Origin of the sequence: Enterobacter vonholyi (genome assembly GCF_040834095.1) — a bacterium.
Taxonomy (GTDB): Bacteria; Pseudomonadota; Gammaproteobacteria; order Enterobacterales; family Enterobacteriaceae; genus Enterobacter; species Enterobacter vonholyi.
Genome location: NZ_CP162152.1, coordinates 2,855,236 through 2,870,970, shown reverse-complemented (window position 1 = coordinate 2,870,970; position 15,735 = coordinate 2,855,236). Strand labels below are relative to the sequence as shown.

Genomic DNA, 15,735 nt, shown 5'->3' with positions numbered 1-15,735 from the left:
AGAGGCCATTATGAAATTATTAATTCTTGGCAACCATACCTGCGGCAACCGTGGCGACAGCGCCATTCTGCGCGGTTTACTGGATGCAATTCACACCCTTAAGCCTGAGACCGAAGTGGACGTGATGAGCCGTTATCCGGTTAGCTCATCCTGGTTACTGAACCGCCCCGTGATGGGCGACCCGCTCTACAGCCAGATGAAACAGCACAATAACGCCGCGGGCGTGATGGGCCGCGTGAAGAAAGTGCTGCGTCGTCGCTACCAGCACCAGGTGCTGCTTTCCCGCGTGACCGATACCGGCAAGCTGCGCAACATCGCGATCGCCCAGGGCTTCACCGACTTTGTTCGTCTGCTGTCCGGCTATGACGCTATTATCCAGGTTGGCGGTTCGTTCTTCGTCGATCTCTACGGCGTGCCGCAGTTTGAGCATGCGCTTTGCACCTTTATGGCGAAAAAGCCGCTGTTTATGATTGGCCACAGCGTGGGGCCATTCCAGGATCCGCAGTTTAACCAGCTGGCAAACTATGTCTTCGGCCACTGCGACGCGCTGATCCTGCGCGAGTCGGTCAGCCTCGACATGATGAAGCGCAGCGAAATAGACACCTCAAAAGTTGAGCACGGCGTGGACACCGCCTGGCTGGTGGATCACCAGGACGACAGCTTCCAGCCGAGCTACGCGGTGCAGCACTGGCTCGACGTGGCGGCGAAACAGAAAACCGTCGCGATTACCCTGCGCGAGCTGGCGCCCTTCGATAAACGTTTAGGCACGACGCAGGCGGCGTATGAGCAAGCGTTCGCCGACGTGGTGAACCGCGTGCTGGACAGCGGGTACCAGGTGCTGGCGCTGTCCACCTGTACCGGCATCGACAGCTACAACAAAGACGATCGTATGGTGGCGCTGAACCTGCGCAACCTGGTGAACGATCCGTCCCGCTATCATGTGGTGATGGATGAGTTGAACGACCTGGAGATGGGCAAGCTGCTCTCCGCCTGCGACCTGACCGTCGGCACGCGTCTGCACTCGGCGATTATCTCCATGAACTTTGGCACGCCTGCCATAGCCATCAACTACGAACACAAGTCCGCCGGGATCATGCAGCAGCTCGGTATGCCGGAAATGGCCGTGGATATTCGTCATCTGCTGGATGGTTCCCTTGGCGCGATGGTGGGGGATACGCTCGGCCAGCTGCCTGCGATCAACGAGCGTCTGGCCGTTGCGGTGAAAGCCGAGCGCGAAAAAGGCATTGGAATGGTGAAATCGGTACTTGACCGCGTGCGGGAGGGGAAATGAAGGTTGGTTTCTTCTTACTGAAATTTCCGCTGTCGTCTGAAACGTTTGTCCTGAACCAAATCACCGCGTTTATCGATATGGGATATGACGTGGAGATTATCGCCCTGCAAAAGGGCGATACCCAAAATACCCATGCGGCATATACCCAGTATGGGCTGGAGGCTAAAACCCGCTGGCTGCAGGATGAGCCGTCCGGGAAGCTGAGCAAGCTACGCCACCGTGCCAGCCAGACGTTGCGCGGGATCCACCGCGCGTCGACGTGGCGGGCGCTGAATATTTCCCGCTATGGTTCGGAATCCCGCAATCTGATCCTGTCGGCCATCTGCGGGCAAACGGCGCAGCCGTATCGTGCAGACGTGTTTATTGCCCACTTTGGCCCGGCAGGCGTGACCGCCGCGAAGCTGCGCGAACTGGGCGTGATTGACGGTAAAATTGCGACCATCTTCCACGGCATCGACATCTCCAGCCGCGAAGTGCTGAACCATTATACGCCGGAGTACCAGCAGCTTTTCCGGCGTGGCGACATGATGCTGCCCATCAGCGACCTGTGGGCCGGACGCCTGAAAAACATGGGCTGCCCGGGAGAGAAAATTGCCGTGTCGCGTATGGGCGTGGATTTAACGCGCTTTACCCGCCGTCCCGTGAAGGTGCCGGGCAAACCGCTGCAGATCATCTCCGTTGCCCGTCTGACCGAGAAGAAAGGCCTGCATGTGGCCATTGAAGCCTGCCGCCAGCTGAAAGCGCGCGGGGTGGATTTCCACTACCGCATTCTCGGGATTGGGCCGTGGGAGCGTCGGCTGCGCACGCTGATCGAACAGTATCAGCTGGAAGATGTCGTAGAGATGCCCGGCTTCAAGCCGAGCCACGAGGTCAAGGCCATGCTCGATGAGGCAGATGTATTTCTGCTGCCTTCCGTAACGGGTGCCGATGGCGACATGGAAGGCATTCCGGTGGCGCTGATGGAGGCGATGGCCGTCGGTATTCCGGTGGTATCGACTCTGCACAGCGGGATCCCTGAGCTGATTAAGTCTGACCATTCCGGCTGGCTGGTGCCGGAGAATAACGCGATGGCCCTTGCGGACCGTTTAGCCGCCTTTAGTGACATCGACCAGCAGTCGCTGGAGCCCGTGCTCCATAACGCCCGACAAAAAGTTGAAACCGATTTTAACCAGCAGGTGATTAACCGCCAGCTAGCGAGCCTGCTGCAAACGCTTTAACGCCGAGGATGTATGCTGAAAAAGATTACCCGACGCACCTTTGTCTCTTCTCTGTCCGTTCTGGCGGCCACGCCGCTGCTGTCGTCCCGAATTGCGCGGGCGGCAAGCGGCAGAACGGTCTCTGTTAATCAGTACAATAACAACGACTGGATCGCCGCTTTTAAGCAGGCGTTTAATGATGGTGACACCGTCGTGGTCCCGGCCGGGCTCACCTGCGAAAACATCAATACGGGTATTTTCATTCCCGACGGAAAAACCTTGCTGATCCGCGGGGCGTTAACCGGCAACGGGCGCGGCCGCTTTGTTCTGCAGGAAGGCAGCAAAGTGATAGGCGAAGGTGCTGGTCGCACGGAGAACATTACGCTCGACGTTCGCGGCTCTGACTGCGTTATCAAAGGGCTGGCCATGAGCGGTTTTGGCCCGGTGACGCAGATCTATATCGGCGGCAAGAAACCCAGCGTGATGCGCAATCTGCTGATTGATAACATTAGCGTGAGCCAGGCCAACTACGCCATTCTGCGCCAGGGTTTCCATAACCAGGTGGATGGCGCCCGCATCACCAACAGCAAATTTAGCCATCTGCAGGGCGATGCGATCGAATGGAACGTCGCCATCAACGATCGCAACATCCTGATTTCCGACCATGTTATCGACAACATCAACTGCACCAACGGCAAGATCAACTGGGGCATCGGCATTGGCCTCGCCGGCAGCACCTACGACAACGACTACCCGGAAAAGCAAACCGTTAAGAACTTCGTGGTAGCCAACATCACCGGCAGCAACTGTCGCCAGCTGGTGCACGTTGAAAACGGTAAGCATTTTGTTATTCGTAATATCAAAGCCAAAAATATTACTCCCGACTTCAGTAAAAAAGCGGGGATAGACAATGCCACTGTGGCCATTTATGGCTGTGATAATTTCATTATTGATAATGTCGACATGGTTAACAGTGCAGGAATGTTGATCGGCTATGGGGTAATAAAAGGCGATTATTTGTCCATCCCGCAGAACTTCAAGCTCAATAATATTCACCTCGATAACCGCCAGCTTGCATATAAATTGCGCGGAATACAGATTTCATCCGGTAACGCTACCTCGTTTGTGGCGATAACCAATGTGGAAATGCAGCGTGCAACGCTGGAACTGCACAACAAACCGCAGCATCTTTTCTTACGCAATATCAATGTGATGCAGGAAGCCGCCGTGGGTCCTGCCCTGAAGATCAACTTCGACCTGCGCAAGGATGTGCGGGGCAAGTTTATGGCGAAAGACGAGACGTTGCTGTCGCTGGCGAACATAAAAGCTGTAAATGAGAAGGGGCAGAGTTCGGTGGATATTGACCGGGTCGACCAGCAGGTAGTGAATGTGGAAAGGCTGAACTTTGCGCTTCCGCACAGATAATCGACAAACATCAGTTTTGAGACTATTCCTGGCATAAAAGCGCGATCTAATCAGATTACAACTACAGAAATTTGTGATGCTGAGGCGTAAGATTGCCTAAGGATTACGGCAAATCATGCTGGCGAAAACAGGTTTAAGAGCTATAATTCGTCAACCATTTTAAGGTGGAAGAAATAATGATTAATTTGAAAGCAGTCATTCCGGTAGCAGGCTTGGGCATGCATATGCTGCCAGCCACAAAAGCCATTCCAAAAGAGATGCTGCCGATTGTCGACAAGCCAATGATTCAGTACATTGTCGACGAGATTGTTGCTGCAGGGATCAAAGAAATCGTCCTGGTTACGCACTCGTCCAAGAATGCGGTAGAAAACCACTTCGACACCTCTTACGAACTCGAAGCGTTGCTTGAGCAGCGCGTTAAGCGCCAGCTGCTGGCGGAAGTGCAGTCTATTTGTCCGCCGGGCGTGACCATCATGAACGTCCGTCAGGCGCAGCCGCTGGGGCTGGGTCACTCTATTCTGTGTGCCCGTCCGGTTGTGGGTGATAACCCATTCATTGTCGTGCTGCCGGATATCATCATCGATACCGCTTCTGCCGATCCGCTGCGTTACAACCTGGCGGCAATGGTGGCACGTTTCAATGAAACCGGACGTAGCCAGGTGCTGGCGAAACGCATGAAAGGCGATCTCTCCGAGTACTCCGTCATCCAGACCAAAGAACCGCTGGAAACGGAAGGGCAGGTGAGCCGCATCGTTGAGTTTATCGAGAAGCCGGATCAGCCGCAGACGCTGGACTCAGACCTGATGGCGGTTGGCCGTTACGTTCTGAACGCTGATATCTGGGCAGAACTGGAAAAAACTGAGCCAGGTGCCTGGGATCGTATTCAGCTGACCGACGCGATTGCCGAACTGGCGAAAAAACAGTCCGTTGACGCCATGTTGATGACCGGCGACAGCTACGACTGCGGTAAGAAAATGGGCTATATGCAGGCGTTTGTGAACTATGGACTGCGCAACCTGAAGGAAGGGGCGAAGTTCCGTAAGAAAATCGAGCAACTGTTAGCTGAGTAGCTGTTTAGTTATTAGACAAACACAATGGCGGCAGAAGAGCAAATGATACATTCTCATCGCTCTCTGCCGTTTTTTATTTAAAAATCAGCGGGTCACGTATTGATGCTAAGAAACGCCATTAAGTTAAACTGTGGTTTTTTTCTTGTTTTGATGTGCAATTAGGACCACAATATCAGATTAAATCTTTCATACTCAATGTGTAAGAAAGATAGATTTTGAACAATTTGCCCATGGTTTCAGTGAACTGGTAGCTGTTGAGCCAGGGGCGGTAGCGTTGATTTTCCAAACTAAATTGATATTAAACAGTGTAGGTCACTATATGAAGCAAGCTTTATCAAGAATGAAAATAAAATTGTTATCATATTTTTATAAAAGAAAAAATCGGTCTACACAATTCGGCCGTTACACTGTCTTATTTCGTCGTGCAAATATAACTAATTCTATAGTTGGTGATTATACGTATTTCGCAGGTACCGCCTCTGTCAACAATTGTCAGATCGGTAAATTTTGTTCGATTGCAGAAGGTGTTAAAATAGGTCCTGGAAAACATCCAGTTGATTTTTTTTCTACACATCCGATATTTTACTCTGAGAATACCTGCTTCCCATATAGATTGAAAAATCATAGAGTTAGTGCGAAAATGGTTGAATCTATAACTGAAACCGAGAAAATCATCATAGGAAATGATGTTTGGATTGGCGTAAATGCTATCGTAATGGATGGTGTGACAATTGGCGATGGAGCAGTCATTGGGGCTGGGGCTGTCGTTACCAAAGATGTTCAACCTTACACCATCGTAGGTGGTGTTCCTGCGAAATTCATTCGCGATAGGCAAAATATAAATTGTCCCTGGTGGGATTTTGATGTAAATGCCCTTGTAGATTTTTCCTCAAATATTAAAAAGGGGTAATAATGTACGAGTTGATGTTCAAGGTCAGACGTAAAATAGCCACTCTTGTTTCTTCATATATATATCGTCTTTCATTTAAAAATTTCGGAAAAAAAAGTGGGATTTTTAAGCCTGATATATTGCAAGGGGTGAAGTATATCGAGGTTGGAGAAAGAGTAGTAATTCAACCGGGCTTGTGGGCCTTGGCATTAAAAAATGATAATCATAACCCGATTCTAAATATAGGTGATAACGTTTATATTGGTCGCTTTTTACATATTGTAAGTGTGCGCCGTGTCATTATCGAAAAGGATGTTCTTATCGCCGATAAAGTATACATATCAGATAACCTTCATGAATACAAAGATATTCAAACTCCAATAAGCCAACAACCTGTTATATTCAAAGATGATGTAGTTATTAAAGAAGGCGCCTGGATAGGAGAAAATGTCTCCATCATTGGTGCTTGTATTGGTAGAAATAGTGTAGTCGCAGCAAACTCTGTAGTGACGAAAGATATACCTGATTATTCTGTTTGTGCTGGTGTACCTGCAAAAGTTATCAAAAAATACTGTTTCGAACGAAATGAATGGATAAGTATTTCTTAATGCATCCATTTTTACTTATTTGAGATAAAAATATGAAAATATTAGTTACTGGTGGTGCGGGCTTCATCGGTTCGGCATTGGCGCGTTATATTATTAACTCGACAACTGATTCTGTAGTGAATGTTGATAAGTTAACCTATGCAGGTAACCTTCAGTCTTTAAAAGACATTGAAAATAGCGATCGTTATACTTTTGTTCATGCTGATATTTGCGATGCACAGGCTTTAGACGCAATCTTTTCAACTCATAAACCTGAGGCAGTAATGCATCTGGCAGCAGAAAGTCACGTTGACCGTTCAATCACCGGGCCGGCCGCGTTTATTGAAACGAATATTGTTGGAACCTACGTCTTGCTTGAAGCAGCCAGAAAATACTGGCAAAACCTGGAAGGTGAAAAGAAACAGGGATTTCGTTTCCATCATATTTCAACCGATGAAGTGTATGGGGACCTACCTCATCCTGATGAATGGGATAATAACAAAAGTCTTCCATTGTTTACTGAGCATACCGCCTATGCTCCAAGCAGCCCGTACTCTGCGTCTAAAGCATCAAGCGATCATTTAGTACGCGCGTGGCATCGGACTTATAATTTCCCAACTATTGTGACTAACTGTTCAAACAATTATGGACCTTACCATTTCCCAGAAAAGCTAATCCCGTTGGTAATTCTCAATGCATTACAAGGTAAACCGTTGCCTATTTATGGCAAAGGTGATCAGATCCGTGACTGGTTGTACGTTGAGGATCATGCCCGTGCACTCTATACCGTTATCACGGAAGGTATCGTAGGTGAAACCTACAATATCGGCGGTTATAATGAGAAAAAGAATATTGAAGTAGTACAGACCATCTGCAATATTCTTGACGAAATAAAGCCGAAGAATACCTCGTATAGCGAACAAATCACTTATGTTGCCGATCGCCCAGGCCACGATCGACGCTATGCAATCGATGCCAGTAAAATCACTCTGGAACTCGGCTGGAAACCTCAAGAGACCTTTGAATCTGGTATTAAGAAAACGATTCATTGGTATCTTGATAACCAGGATTGGGTCCAAAATATTATGAGTGGTGCCTATCAGGACTGGATCAATAAAAATTACGAGCAACGCTAATCTTTTCAACCCCGTCATAAGAAGCATTGAACATGTCAAAAAGAAAAGGAATTATTTTAGCCGGTGGTTCAGGTACTCGCCTTTACCCTGTGACGATGGCGGTTAGTAAACAGCTGCTGCCAATCTATGATAAGCCGATGATTTATTATCCGTTAAGCACGCTGATGCTTGCGGGTATTCGGGATATTCTCATCATCAGCACACCTCAGGATACCCCGCGCTTTGAGCAATTACTGGGTAACGGTAAAAAATGGGGACTGAACATTGAATATAAAGTCCAGGAAAGTCCTGATGGTCTTGCTCAGGCATTTATCATTGGTGAAGACTTTATCGGTAACGATTCTTGTGCTTTAGTCCTTGGAGACAATGTTTTCTATGGTCACGATTTGCCAAAAGAACTTGAAATGGCAATGAATCAGGAAAAAGGAGCTACAGTCTTTGCCTATCATGTGAAAGACCCTGAACGTTATGGCGTGGTAGATTTCGATGAGAATGGCAAAGCGCTTTCTTTAGAAGAGAAACCACTGAAGCCAAAAAGTAATTACGCTGTGACTGGTCTCTATTTTTATGATAATGACGTCATTGAGATGGCTAAACAGCTGAAACCGTCAGCGCGTGGTGAATTAGAGATAACTGATATTAACCGCCTCTACCTGGAAAAAAATTCGCTCTCAGTTGCTATTATGGGGCGTGGATATGCCTGGCTTGATACAGGAACGCATGAGAGTCTAATTGAGGCAGGTAACTTTATTCAGACGATCGAATCACGTCAAGGTCTCAAAGTTTCTTGTCCGGAAGAGATTGCTTATCGCAAAGGTTTCATTGATAAGAAACAGTTAGCAAAATTAGCCGAAGAGCTCAATAAAAATGACTATGGCAAATATTTGCAGCATTTAGCTAAAGACTGAAAACTCAACATAAAGTACTAAAAACTATGAAAATTATTGAAACGCCCTTAAATGATGCTGTAATTATTGAACCTAAAGTTTTTGGTGACGAACGTGGCTATTTCTTCGAAGTATATCAGAAAAAACGTTACCAGGAATTAGGATTTGGTCTGGACTTTGTTCAGGATAATCGTTCTAAATCGACGAAAAATGTTCTGCGCGGGCTTCATTTTCAGAAAACAAAGCCTCAGGGTAAGTTAGTCTCAGTAACCCAGGGTTCTGTTTTTGATGTGGCCGTTGATCTCCGCCCAGAATCACCAACATTTGGTCAGCATCATTCAGTCATTCTATCCGAAGATAATTTTCTTCTGTTTTATATTCCTCCTGGTTTCGCTCATGGTTTCTGCGTATTAAGTGATACTGCTAGTTTCCAGTACAAATGCACAGATTATTATGATCCAACCGATGAAAGTGGTCTTATCTGGAACGATCCAGATCTGGGTATAGAATGGCCAGTTTCTAATCCTGTAGTGTCTGCTAAAGATTGTATTTTACCTTCACTTGCAAGTATCAAAGAACAGATTCTTAAAGGTTGGACAAATGGCTAAGTATACAGTTATTGGGGGTAACGGTTTTATTGGTTCACATATCGTTACATTGCTTAAAGAGCAAGGGCATGATGTCGTTGTTCCTGATCGCAACAGCTGCAATTCTCTCAATGGTGAGTTGGGCAAAGTCATTTATTGTGCTGGTAATGGTGATTGTGCCAAAAGCTATTTTTCTGTGCTGGAAGCAAATACGGTTTTGTTGGCAAAGTTACTGCAGGATGCACAGTTTGAAAAGCTGGTATATATATCCTCAACTCGAGTTTATATGAACCATCATAGCGCGAATGAAACTGACGACCTGGTAGTAACAGCGGATGATAACAGGAAGCTTTTTAATCTAACCAAACTGGTTGCTGAGGAGCTGTGCCTTAAGAGCGAACGTGATGTTACTGTTGTTCGACCAAGCAATGTCTATGGTTTAGCCCTCAATAGTACATTATTCCTGCCGTCCATTATCCGTCATGCCATTAATAATGGTGAAATCAACATGTTTGTAGCACCTGAATATTCTAAGGACTATGTTTCGGTCAATGATGTCGCTAAAGCATGTGTGTGGTTGGCTGAAAATCAAAACACCAACAACGAAATTTACAATGTCGCATCTGGATTTAACGTTACAGCTAAAGAAATCGCTGATGTGATCGAAAAAGAGACGGCTTGTAAGGTTAATTGGCATGATGGTAATTTTCCTCGTGAAGAGTTCCCAGTTACCAGCATAAATAAGTTATCCACTGAAATTCCAGACTATAAACCTCAACATGTGCTTGATGATTTGAAGATTATGATAGCTAGTTATAAAGAAGAACTCGCGAGATAAATATGAGTGGTTTTAAGCGGTTACTTAAAAACTCTTTATCTAATATAATAAATGGCTTCTCAAATGTTATCCTTGGAATAGTTATTTCTCCAGTTTTACTGAGTAATCTTTCAAAGGTGGATTTTTCGATTTGGTCACTTACTCTTCAGGTTGGGGTTTTGATCGGCATTTTTGGGATTGGTCTTCAGGTTACAGTGGGCCGTTTTGTGGCCCTTCATTTAAGTAATCCACAGCAACTTCAAAAGGCGATGCATCAGTCATTGCTTTTTGCTTTGCTGCTTAACATGGTATGTTTGGGCGGAATATTTTTTTTAGCAAAATTCTTTTTCTCATTTTTTCCTGAAGTTTCAGAAACCAGCGCTAATGCTAAACAAATTCTTATATTAATTGGTAGTTCATTTGTTATTAATAACGTATTCGCTCCCTTTGTTGGTTATTTTACGGGTATAGAACGTAATGATATAACCGCTGGGGTAAATATAATTTTTAAAGTAATACTGGGCACGTCAATTCTGATGCTTGTTCACCATGGCCTCGATGTTATTTCATGGGTTTATTTTGCTATAAATAGTGCTAATCAACTTGCTTTTTACATTTTATACAAAACAAAAAATAAATCGCAAAGAATAACATTATCGGTGGATAAAAATTTATTTAGAACCATAGTAGTCTTTTTTTGCGGACTGCTGGTATGGAATATTGCGCAGTTCTTAATTTCTGGTATAGGTACCTTTACCGTCGGTAAATATTCATTTCATGAACTCGCTGGTTTTGCCGTACTAATGACTCTTGTTAATGCAGGAGTCGGCATATTGGGCGCCATGATTAATCCTATAATTCAACCTATGATAAGAATGCATAATCACGGCAATAATCAGCATGTTGAATTTCTGGTTAACAACCTTATCTTCCTTTTCTCGATGATTGTCTTTATCGGTGTCTTTATTACCTGGTTTGCCTCTGTGCACATCCTTGGTGTGTGGTTGGGATATCAGCAGGCGACATCGCTGAACATAATGTTCTCTTTGTTACTTGCGGCCTATCTTATTCGAATGATTGCAGCGCCCTACGGGCTTATGTTAGTTGCCTATGGCAAACAATTGTCAATCGCATGGTTACCGGTGCTTGAAGGATTATTGAACTTTACGTTGTCGATTTTCTTTGTTCGTATGTATGGCGCCATTGGAATTGCCTACTCGACGTTTATTTCAGGTGTATTAATAATGGCTGTTTACGCATGCAAATATCAGACTGAAGCTGAGTATAAGTCAAAACTGATATTTGTCTCGTTTCTGATAATACCTGTAATAATAGCCATCTGTCTGGTTAGCCTAGTGATGACTCAGTCGCTAACTATCCATTATGCTATTTATGGCATTCAGGTGGCTTTTATAGCTGTATTTACTGTCTTTATAAAAAAACAAATAAAAAGCATCAAGAATCTGTTAAATCAATACTAATATTGCTATGGTGAAAGTGTGAAAAAGGTTGGACTCGTTACTGTTTTTTTCAATTCTCCAGGTGTGCTGCCTGACTTTTATTCGAGTGTTGAAAAACAAAATTATCAGAACAAGCATCTTTATATTGTAGATAATAGCACCAATCAGGACTCTTTTAACTTAACACAAGATATTCTCTTAGAGAAAGACATAAAATATACCTATATTAATAATGAAGGGAATAATGTCGGAGTTGCACAGGCCAACAATCAAGGTATTGAACAAGCTTTAAAGGATGGTTGCGATTATATATTGCTCACTAATAATGACCTGCTTTTTGAACAGGAAGATACTCTCAGCAAAATGATTTGTGTTGCTGAAGAAGGACAACACAAACTTGTTTCACCTGTAATATTCAGTTATCCAGAGAAAAAAGTCTGGTACGCAGGCGCATTTTTTAATAAGAAAAAAGCCATAGCACCTCATCTTTTTGAGGGGGCCGACTATAACGATATTTATGTAAATATTCCAAAAGAGTGCGATTACGCACCAACATGTTTCTTACTTGTGCATGCTTCGGTGTTTACTGCTATAGGCATGATGGATGCTCGTTACTTTGCTTATTATGATGATACTGATTTTCTCTATCGAGCAAACATAGCAGGCTTCCGGGTTAGAATTATTAATGAACCTCTTGTGTTTCATAAAGTTAGTACTTCTACTGGGGGGGGGTTGAGTCTGTTCGGGGCATATTATTTGACAAGGAATCGTATATTTTTTGCCAGAAAAAACATTGAAGCTCCTTATTTTATTATTAGCGTTTTATTTACCATTGCAACCCGGTTGGTTTATCCGCTTTGTCGCAAAACGCCATATAATGTATATAAGGCTTTTGTCAGGGGGATTATCGACGGAATAATGTTAAAAAAATAAATAACTAAGAGGTCAAGGTGAGCGAAATTTCCAGTAGCACACTTGTCAATAATTATAATTTATCGACAACTTTTATTGTCAAATCACTTGTTGGAATGTTATTAATTAATTCGCTTTTTAGCGGCGTTGACTTTTCTCAGATTGGTTTGATGAAAGGCCTTTCAAGTATTGCTGATTTCGGCCTGAAGATTATCCTTGTAATCGTATTGTTCGTACTTTTCAGGATTCGCAGCCTTAACCTTGCAAAGATACTCTTTTTTGCTTTCATCCTTCTCATCGGTGCTGCGCTTGGAACATTCTATCATGGTGCTGAATATGATAAAACATTCGCGCTTTTACTAAATATGCTCTTATGGTTTTTAATATTCAGTTATGCTAAAGAACTTGAACGTAACTTTGATATATATCGTTTTAGCGTGAAGATATCGAGTTTATTTCTTGGTGTCGCGCTGATACTTTACATCATGGCAAAGTTTGGTTTTCCTGTTAAAGTATTAGGTGGTGCTTGGTTATATGATGAAAACTTTCGCTTTGCAGGTACTTTTGCAGAACCAAGTTTAAATGGTTACTTTTATGGCCTGATGTTCTTGATGGTGATGTTGTCTAATCAAAAGTACAGACTCATTCTGGCGTGTATGTTTGCCATTACAACTTATATTTCAGGTGCGAAATTTTCATTCCTGATAATCCCAGTACTGCTGGGGCTAGTTTATTTCTTCAAGGTGAAAGGCTTTTATAATTATACATACCAACTCATCCCGTTATCATTTATTGTTCTTTTTGTTAGTCTAGCGTTCATCTATTATGACCTTTTTGCACTCATTTCAGCTCATTTGCCAAATTCTGCAACGATGACCTATGTCACTCGTCTGGGTTTCCCAATTGTCAGCATATGGCATCTTAGTGATTATCCACTAGGAAGTGGAGTATATGGTTTCAAGAGTACGCTATCACCATTTATATATGACTATTGTCAGGCTCTTTCTGGTCTGGACGTAAACTGTAATGAAATGAGATCCTATCTATCCTCGCAGGATCCCAGTGCCTATGAAAGTTTTGCCCCTAAAGATGTCTTAAGTTTTATTATTTTAAGTTTCGGCCTGCCGGGGTTGCTTATATTTGTCTTAAGTATATGTTTCTTGTCAGCCAGACTTAAAGTGAATAAGAATCACTTTATCATTCTAATGTATATTGTCGCTTCGATGTTATTTACTTTACCTTTTAGATTTATTCTTTTTTATTCATTCTTCATGTTTCAGTGCTATATCTACAGAATGCCGAGTAATAAATGATCTATATTAATGCGAGATTTTTGACTCAACGTAAAACTGGTGTACAGCAATATGCATTAGTACTATGTCGGGAACTCGTTAAACATGTTCCTGATATCTGTTTTTTAACACCTAAAACAGACCTCATTGATGAGAAATGGAAGAAGGAATTTAATATCCTTCAAATAGGAAATCGCAACGGTCACCTTTGGGAACAATTCGAACTCCCTCGTTATCTAAGAAGCATTGGTAGCCCATTACTGCTTTGTTTCACTGGTTTATCACCAGCGTTTTATAAGAATTGTTACTTTACTATCCATGATATGTCATTGTATGCATATCCTAAGTGGTTCCGTTTCTTATATCGTGCAGTATACAAGGTTAACTATGCCATTCAGTCAAGAATCGCGAGAGGTATCTTTACGGTTAGTGACTTTTCAAAATCAGAGATAGAGAAATATCTAGGGGTAGATCCAAATAAAATCACCGTATTGCGAAATTCTGTGGATACATCTATTAAAATCAAGAAGCATATTCGAAATGAAGCTGTTAAGCGTAATGAGATTTTATTGGTTGGCACTTTAGAACCGAGAAAAAATATTGAGTTTGTTATTAATGCTTTTTTGAATTCAAAAATTGAAAATTATAAACTCATCGTGGTGGGGGGGTTAGGGGCAGCTTTCTCAAAAGTGACTTTTTCACAGCATGAAAATATTGTATTTTGTGGCTATCTCTCAGATGAAGATTTAGAGTTAAAATACAGAGATGCTTCAATTTTTGTGTATCCTTCATTATATGAAGGTTTCGGCCTACCTCCTCTGGAAGCAATGCAACGCGGTTGTCCTGTAATGGCTTCTGACCGCGCTAGTATCCCTGAAGTTTGTGGTGATGCGGCATATTATTTTAATCCAGAGGACTCATCAGATTTTAGTACTAAATTACGTGAATTGATTGAAAATTATGATGAGCTCAGCCCTGTATTGATTCGCAATGGATATCATAGGCTGAAACAATTTGACGTACGTGATGTTGCATCGAAGCTTATGGATGTGATCTCTCAAAGGAATATTTGAATGAAGGTTTTACAGTTTAGTAAATTTTACCCACCTGTGCATGGTGGTATCGAACAGGTAGCATTCGATATAAGTGAAGGTATCGTAAAAAGTAATGGCCAACCTGTTGATGTACTATGTGTTGATCCAATTGGGGAAAGAAAAGATGACGACAAACTCCGTTATAGAGTTTATCGTCAGAAATTATTCGCACAGCTATTTTCCACGCCGTTATCTTTCTCCTTAATATCTCGCTGGAGAGCAATAAGAAATAATTATGATGTAATCCATGTTCATCTTCCAAATCCACTGGCTGTGTTGGCACTTTTTTTATTCCCTCCTAAAGGGAAAATAGTTCTGCATTGGCACAGCGATATCGTTAAGCAAAAAAAATTATTGATGCTTTTTGCTCCGTTACAAAAATGGATTTTGGATAAGTGTACTAGCATTATAGTTACTAGTCCTGTCTATGGGCAGTCTTCGCCAACCTTACAGCCTTATCAGGATAAAATCGTTTGTATTCCAATTGGGGTGGATACCCGTGTTATGCCTTTGAATGAAGAACTTGAAACAAATATTAAACAACGTTATCAAAATAAAAAGATAATTTTTTCTTTGGGGCGTCTTGTTTACTATAAAGGAATGGAATACCTGATTGATGCTGCTAAGGAGCTTCCTGAAGATTACATTGTGCTTATTGGAGGCACTGGGCCTTTAATTGATACACTAAAGCATAAAATTACTAATGATGGATTGTCAGATAAAGTAGTTCTTCTTGGTAGTATTAATTATTCAGATTTGGCTTCCTACTACAAAGCATGTGATGTTTTTTGCCTGCCATCTATTCATGAATCAGAAGCATTTGGTGTAGTTCAGTTAGAAGCAATGAGTTTTTCCAGACCGCTTGTGTCGACTAATATCCCACGAAGTGGTGTGGCCTGGGTTAATCAGCACAACGAGACAGGCATCGTCGTTGAGCCGAATAATGCCAAAGCTCTTGCAAAAGGAATTATTTCGGTTATTCAACGCAGTGAGGCGTATAGTAAAGGCGCGAAGGCCAGATTTGATACTATGTTTACTAAAGAGTTGATGGTTAAGAATATAATTAATTTATATTCATCATTAAAGTGAGTG

Annotated in this window: 15 protein-coding genes; all 15 read left to right on the top strand. The window is 43.1% G+C overall.

Features of this window, described 5'->3' with window-relative positions:
* Positions 1 to 10: 10 nt before the first annotated feature.
* The 15 genes from wcaK (at position 11) to AB3N39_RS13490 (ending at position 15,732) form a co-directional block, all read left to right on the top strand.
* Positions 11 to 1,291, top strand: coding sequence for a colanic acid biosynthesis pyruvyl transferase WcaK (gene wcaK / locus AB3N39_RS13560; protein WP_248174608.1), 1,281 nt, complete (start codon positions 11 to 13; stop codon positions 1,289 to 1,291).
* On the top strand, positions 1,288 to 2,508 hold the full coding sequence (gene wcaL, locus AB3N39_RS13555) for a colanic acid biosynthesis glycosyltransferase WcaL (protein WP_133294772.1): 1,221 nt from the start codon (positions 1,288 to 1,290) through the stop codon (positions 2,506 to 2,508). The genes wcaK and wcaL overlap by 4 nt, the downstream gene beginning before the upstream one ends.
* Before the next feature lie 12 nt (positions 2,509 to 2,520).
* Positions 2,521 to 3,912 (top strand): colanic acid biosynthesis protein WcaM, encoded by a 1,392-nt coding sequence (gene wcaM, locus AB3N39_RS13550; protein ID WP_047741609.1) that lies wholly within the window; start codon positions 2,521 to 2,523, stop codon positions 3,910 to 3,912.
* Between the two features lie 176 nt (positions 3,913 to 4,088).
* Positions 4,089 to 4,982, top strand: coding sequence for a GalU regulator GalF (gene galF / locus AB3N39_RS13545; protein ID WP_023312389.1), 894 nt, complete (start codon positions 4,089 to 4,091; stop codon positions 4,980 to 4,982).
* A gap of 319 nt (positions 4,983 to 5,301) precedes the next feature.
* A complete protein-coding gene (locus AB3N39_RS13540; protein ID WP_367896807.1) occupies positions 5,302 to 5,892 on the top strand; it encodes a CatB-related O-acetyltransferase in 591 nt (196 codons plus the stop codon).
* 2 nt (positions 5,893 to 5,894) lie between these two features.
* Complete coding sequence (locus AB3N39_RS13535; RefSeq protein WP_367896806.1) at positions 5,895 to 6,479, top strand: acyltransferase; 585 nt, start codon at positions 5,895 to 5,897, stop codon at positions 6,477 to 6,479.
* 32 nt (positions 6,480 to 6,511) lie between these two features.
* Positions 6,512 to 7,594 (top strand): dTDP-glucose 4,6-dehydratase, encoded by a 1,083-nt coding sequence (rfbB, locus tag AB3N39_RS13530; protein ID WP_367896805.1) that lies wholly within the window; start codon positions 6,512 to 6,514, stop codon positions 7,592 to 7,594.
* Positions 7,595 to 7,626: 32 nt separating this feature from the next.
* On the top strand, positions 7,627 to 8,502 hold the full coding sequence (rfbA, locus tag AB3N39_RS13525) for a glucose-1-phosphate thymidylyltransferase RfbA (protein ID WP_367896804.1): 876 nt from the start codon (positions 7,627 to 7,629) through the stop codon (positions 8,500 to 8,502).
* A gap of 26 nt (positions 8,503 to 8,528) precedes the next feature.
* Positions 8,529 to 9,089, top strand: a complete 561-nt coding sequence (rfbC, locus tag AB3N39_RS13520; RefSeq protein WP_367896803.1) for a dTDP-4-dehydrorhamnose 3,5-epimerase — start codon at positions 8,529 to 8,531, stop codon at positions 9,087 to 9,089.
* A complete protein-coding gene (locus tag AB3N39_RS13515) occupies positions 9,082 to 9,906 on the top strand; it encodes an NAD-dependent epimerase/dehydratase family protein (RefSeq protein WP_367896802.1) in 825 nt (274 codons plus the stop codon). The genes rfbC and AB3N39_RS13515 overlap by 8 nt, the downstream gene beginning before the upstream one ends.
* A 2-nt stretch (positions 9,907 to 9,908) precedes the next feature.
* Positions 9,909 to 11,366, top strand: coding sequence for a flippase (locus AB3N39_RS13510; RefSeq protein WP_367896801.1), 1,458 nt, complete (start codon positions 9,909 to 9,911; stop codon positions 11,364 to 11,366).
* 18 nt (positions 11,367 to 11,384) lie between these two features.
* Positions 11,385 to 12,278, top strand: coding sequence for a glycosyltransferase family 2 protein (locus tag AB3N39_RS13505; RefSeq protein WP_367896800.1), 894 nt, complete (start codon positions 11,385 to 11,387; stop codon positions 12,276 to 12,278).
* 17 nt (positions 12,279 to 12,295) lie between these two features.
* A complete protein-coding gene (locus tag AB3N39_RS13500) occupies positions 12,296 to 13,570 on the top strand; it encodes an oligosaccharide repeat unit polymerase (protein WP_367896799.1) in 1,275 nt (424 codons plus the stop codon).
* Positions 13,567 to 14,622 carry a glycosyltransferase family 4 protein gene (locus tag AB3N39_RS13495; RefSeq protein WP_367896798.1) on the top strand — a complete coding sequence of 352 codons (1,056 nt, stop codon included), beginning with the start codon at positions 13,567 to 13,569 and terminating at the stop codon, positions 14,620 to 14,622. Before AB3N39_RS13500 ends, AB3N39_RS13495 begins: the two co-directional genes overlap by 4 nt.
* Positions 14,623 to 15,732, top strand: coding sequence for a glycosyltransferase (locus AB3N39_RS13490; RefSeq protein WP_367896797.1), 1,110 nt, complete (start codon positions 14,623 to 14,625; stop codon positions 15,730 to 15,732).
* Positions 15,733 to 15,735 lie beyond the last annotated feature (3 nt).

Excerpts from the sequence above, each read along its gene's own strand:
- galF (WP_023312389.1), top strand. The coding sequence starts at position 4,089 with ATGATTAATTTGAAAGCAGTCATTCCGGTAGCAGGCTTGGGCATGCAT.
- AB3N39_RS13540 (WP_367896807.1), top strand. The coding sequence starts at position 5,302 with ATGAAGCAAGCTTTATCAAGAATGAAAATAAAATTGTTATCATATTTT.
- wcaK (WP_248174608.1), top strand. The coding sequence starts at position 11 with ATGAAATTATTAATTCTTGGCAACCATACCTGCGGCAACCGTGGCGAC.
- AB3N39_RS13495 (WP_367896798.1), top strand. The coding sequence starts at position 13,567 with ATGATCTATATTAATGCGAGATTTTTGACTCAACGTAAAACTGGTGTA.
- wcaL (WP_133294772.1), top strand. The coding sequence starts at position 1,288 with ATGAAGGTTGGTTTCTTCTTACTGAAATTTCCGCTGTCGTCTGAAACG.
- rfbB (WP_367896805.1), top strand. The coding sequence starts at position 6,512 with ATGAAAATATTAGTTACTGGTGGTGCGGGCTTCATCGGTTCGGCATTG.
- wcaM (WP_047741609.1), top strand. The coding sequence starts at position 2,521 with ATGCTGAAAAAGATTACCCGACGCACCTTTGTCTCTTCTCTGTCCGTT.
- rfbA (WP_367896804.1), top strand. The coding sequence starts at position 7,627 with ATGTCAAAAAGAAAAGGAATTATTTTAGCCGGTGGTTCAGGTACTCGC.
- AB3N39_RS13510 (WP_367896801.1), top strand. The coding sequence starts at position 9,909 with ATGAGTGGTTTTAAGCGGTTACTTAAAAACTCTTTATCTAATATAATA.
- AB3N39_RS13515 (WP_367896802.1), top strand. The coding sequence starts at position 9,082 with ATGGCTAAGTATACAGTTATTGGGGGTAACGGTTTTATTGGTTCACAT.
- AB3N39_RS13490 (WP_367896797.1), top strand. The coding sequence starts at position 14,623 with ATGAAGGTTTTACAGTTTAGTAAATTTTACCCACCTGTGCATGGTGGT.
- rfbC (WP_367896803.1), top strand. The coding sequence starts at position 8,529 with ATGAAAATTATTGAAACGCCCTTAAATGATGCTGTAATTATTGAACCT.
- AB3N39_RS13535 (WP_367896806.1), top strand. The coding sequence starts at position 5,895 with ATGTACGAGTTGATGTTCAAGGTCAGACGTAAAATAGCCACTCTTGTT.